Origin of the sequence: uncultured Microbulbifer sp. (assembly GCF_913055755.1) — a bacterium.
Lineage (GTDB): Bacteria > Pseudomonadota > Gammaproteobacteria > Pseudomonadales > Cellvibrionaceae > Microbulbifer.
Genome location: NZ_CAJXKH010000162.1, coordinates 1 through 3,484 on the forward strand (window position 1 = coordinate 1; position 3,484 = coordinate 3,484).

General features: G+C 59.6%; 4 protein-coding genes. All 4 read left to right on the top strand.

The annotated features are described in order from the left end of the window. Positions 1 to 342: 342 nt before the first annotated feature. Entirely contained in the window at positions 343 to 1,389 is a 1,047-nt protein-coding gene (gene tsaD / locus QZ511_RS16550) for a tRNA (adenosine(37)-N6)-threonylcarbamoyltransferase complex transferase subunit TsaD (RefSeq protein WP_295804216.1), read from the top strand. A gap of 29 nt (positions 1,390 to 1,418) precedes the next feature. Further along, positions 1,419 to 1,796, top strand: a complete 378-nt coding sequence (gene folB / locus QZ511_RS16555) for a dihydroneopterin aldolase (protein WP_295804218.1) — start codon at positions 1,419 to 1,421, stop codon at positions 1,794 to 1,796. A 2-nt stretch (positions 1,797 to 1,798) separates the two neighbouring features. After that, the gene (folK, locus tag QZ511_RS16560; RefSeq protein WP_295804224.1) at positions 1,799 to 2,290 is read left to right on the top strand and encodes a 2-amino-4-hydroxy-6-hydroxymethyldihydropteridine diphosphokinase; all 492 of its coding nucleotides are present in this window, start codon (positions 1,799 to 1,801) and stop codon (positions 2,288 to 2,290) included. A 133-nt stretch (positions 2,291 to 2,423) separates the two neighbouring features. Further along, positions 2,424 to 3,484 (top strand): ATP-grasp domain-containing protein (locus QZ511_RS16565; RefSeq protein WP_295804226.1); only part of this gene is annotated, 1,061 nt, incomplete at its 3' end.

Here is a 3,484-nt window from a genome sequence, read left to right on the forward strand (position 1 = left end):
TCTCGCAGATGCAATCCGGAGGCCGGTTCACAGCGAGGGCGCAAATTCTATACAGATGATCTGGCCTTCGCAAGCCTTGTGGCGGCAATCTGCAGGGCGGATTCCCTCCTTCCCGGTCGGTCCGTAACTCGGTTGGTAGCTATAGTCCCTAGCAAGGGGGCGTGGGTCGCACCGGTGCACCATGACCGTGCATTGTGCGAGGGGCGTTCCGGGCCCGATCCTATGGACTGCGCCATCTAAAGAGTATGATAGCGCCCCCGCGACCCATTCCGCAGGCGCCCCCGCAGACCGGGCGGTGCCGGATGGTCGGTCATTTAACCCTCGAGGAACAGTCAGAGAGCCGTGCGAGTACTCGGAATAGAAACTTCCTGCGATGAAACCGGCGTCGCCCTGTACGACAGCGAACAGGGACTGCTGGGGCACACCCTTTACAGCCAGGTAAAGCTGCACGCCGACTACGGCGGTGTGGTGCCGGAGCTGGCGAGCCGCGACCACGTGCGCAAGCTGCTACCGCTGGTGCGGGAGGTGATGGCCCAGAGCGGAACCACGCCGGCGGATATCGACGGTGTTGCCTACACCGCAGGTCCGGGCCTAATCGGTGCGCTGATGGTGGGGGCCTGCGCCGGCCGCGCGCTGGCCTACGGCTGGGACGTGCCGGCCATCGGCGTGCACCATATGGAGGGACACCTGCTGGCGCCGATGCTGGAAGAGAACCCGCCGGCATTTCCGTTTGTGGCGCTGCTGGTGTCCGGCGGTCACACCCAGCTGGTGGATGTGCAGGGGCTCGGTCAGTACGAGCTGCTGGGCGAGTCGCTGGATGACGCTGCCGGCGAGGCCTTCGACAAGGCCGCCAAGATGCTGGACCTGGACTACCCCGGCGGTCCGCGCCTGGCGGCGCTGGCGGAACAGGGCGACCCGCTGCGCTTTACCTTTCCGCGCCCGATGACCGACAGGCCCGGGCTGGATTTCAGTTTCTCCGGCCTCAAGACCTTTACCCTGACCACGGTGCAGCAGCACGCGCTGGAAGATGGCCTGCCGGACGAGCAGACCTGTGCGGATATCGCCGCTGCCTTCCAGGATGCAGTGGTGGATACCCTGGTGATCAAATGTCGCCGCGCGCTCAAGCAGACCGGGCGCAAAACCCTGGTTATTGCCGGCGGTGTATCCGCCAACAAGCTGCTGCGCCAGCGGCTGGAAGCGCGCCTGGCGGAAGATGGCTGCAGTGTGTATTACCCGCGCCACGAATTCTGCACCGACAACGGTGCGATGATCGCCTATGCCGGTTGCCTGCGCCTGCAGGCCGGACAGCGCGCAGATCTGGATATAGAAGTGCGTCCCCGCTGGCCGTTAACCGAGCTGAAGGGCGTTCTGGGCGGGCACAACCCGTAAGCAGGAATGGGAAGTAAGGAGAACCGGATTTGGATATCGTTTATATCCGCGACCTGAAAGTCGACACCATTATTGGTATCTACGACTGGGAGCGGGAAGTGCGGCAGACCGTGAGCCTGGATATCGAAATGGCTTTCGATATCAGCGAGGCAGCGCGCACCGACAATATCGAGCACACCCTCAACTACAAGGCCGTGGCCAAGCGCCTGATCGCTTTTATCGAAGGCAGTGAATTCCTGCTGGTGGAAACCATGGCGGAACAGGCGGCGCAAATCGTGCGCGATGAATTCAATGTGAGCTGGCTGCGCCTGCGCCTGTCCAAGCCCGGTGCCGTGCGCGGTGCCCGCGATGTGGGGGTGGTTATCGAGCGCGGCGAGCCCGGTAAAAAGCCTGCTGCGGAGGTCTGATCATGGCGACAGTGTTACTCAGTCTCGGCAGTAATATCGATCGGGCCAAGCACCTGGGTGCGGGCCTCGATGCACTGGTGCGGGAATTTGGTGACCTGAAAATGTCCCAGGTCTATGAAAGTGAAGCGGTCGGTTTTGACGGTGACAATTTCTACAACCTGGTTGCGTCAATCGAAACTGCTCTGCCGGTGGGCGAGCTGGCTCTGAAGCTGCGCCAGATCGAGGACGATAACGGCCGCCTGCGCAGCGGCCCCAAATTCAGTGCCCGTACCCTGGATATCGACATCCTCACCTACGATGACCTCACCGGGGTTGTCGACGGCGTGAAACTGCCGCGCGGGGAAATCCTCAAGAATGCATTTGTGTTGCTGCCGCTGTCGGAGCTGGTGCCGGATTCGGTACATCCGGTAGAGGGCAAAACGTATCAACAGTTGTGGGAAGCCTATGACCAGGCATCCCAGAAACTCTGGCCGGTGGACTTCAGCTGGCCCTGAGGGCGACTGGGGCGTTGCTACCCGCTGCCTGCAAGCGGAAAAATCAGACCTCTTATTTACAACTCACCACACTAGACTGCGACCAATTACGGGTTATTCGCTGCAGAAGATCTGTACGCAACTGGAGCAGTCTATGCCCAAGCACTTTTTTGTCCTCGGGCTCGATCCACTGCGTCTTTCCTTCCTCGAGTGTGTTCCGGATGCGGGCGACTATCGCTTCCACCCGCTCTTCGCGCTCGAGGAAGTCGTCAATCGGACGACGTTCGACTATGACGCAATGCTGGACAGGGCACGTCGGCAGCTCGAAGCTTTTCCCGAGCCTATTGCCGGCATTATCGGCCACTGGGACTTTCCTACCAGTGTATTGCTGGCGCACCTTAGCCAGGATTTTGGTCTGCGCTCGGCATCTCTGGAGGCCGTGCTCAAGTGCGAGCACAAATACTGGAGCCGACTGGAACAGCGCAAGCTGATGCCGGGCTGGACACCGGATTTCTGTGCCGTTGACCCGTTTGCCGAGGAGCCGCTGGAACAGGTCATGCTCGACTATCCGTTTTGGCTCAAACCCATCAAGGCCCACTCGTCGTTTCTGGGGTTTCGTATCGAGAATGCGGAACAATTCCACGGTGCCCTGGAGAAAATCCGCGCGGCGATCCACAGCTTTGGCGACCCCTTCAATCAGGCGCTTGCGCATATAACTGTGCCGGATGTGGTGGGTGCAGTGGATGGCAACTGGTGTATTGCCGAGGAGATTATTACCGGCAAGCAATGTGGCATCGAAGGCTCACTGCTTGAAGGTGAGTACCAGGTGCATGGCATTATCGATACGGTCAAGGACCGCAAGAACTTCAGTTTCACCCGCTATGAGTATCCATCCGTTTGGCCGAAACAGGCGCAAGATGAAATTTGCAGGGCGGGTGAGAAGCTGCTGCGGCACATGGGCTTCGACAACTCACCGTTCGGCATTGAATTTTTTTGGGATGAAAACGACAACGCCTTCAAAATTCTCGAAATCAATACCCGTATTTCGCAGTCGCACTGCGATCAATTTATCAAAGTACATGGCGTTTCAAATCATCTGGTGCCCATTGATCTTCTCCTGGGGCGGGTCCCGGACCTGAGCCGCTACCGGGGCGACTACCGTACTGCAGCAAAATTCATGCTGCGCCGATACCAGGATACAGTCCTGGAGCAGGC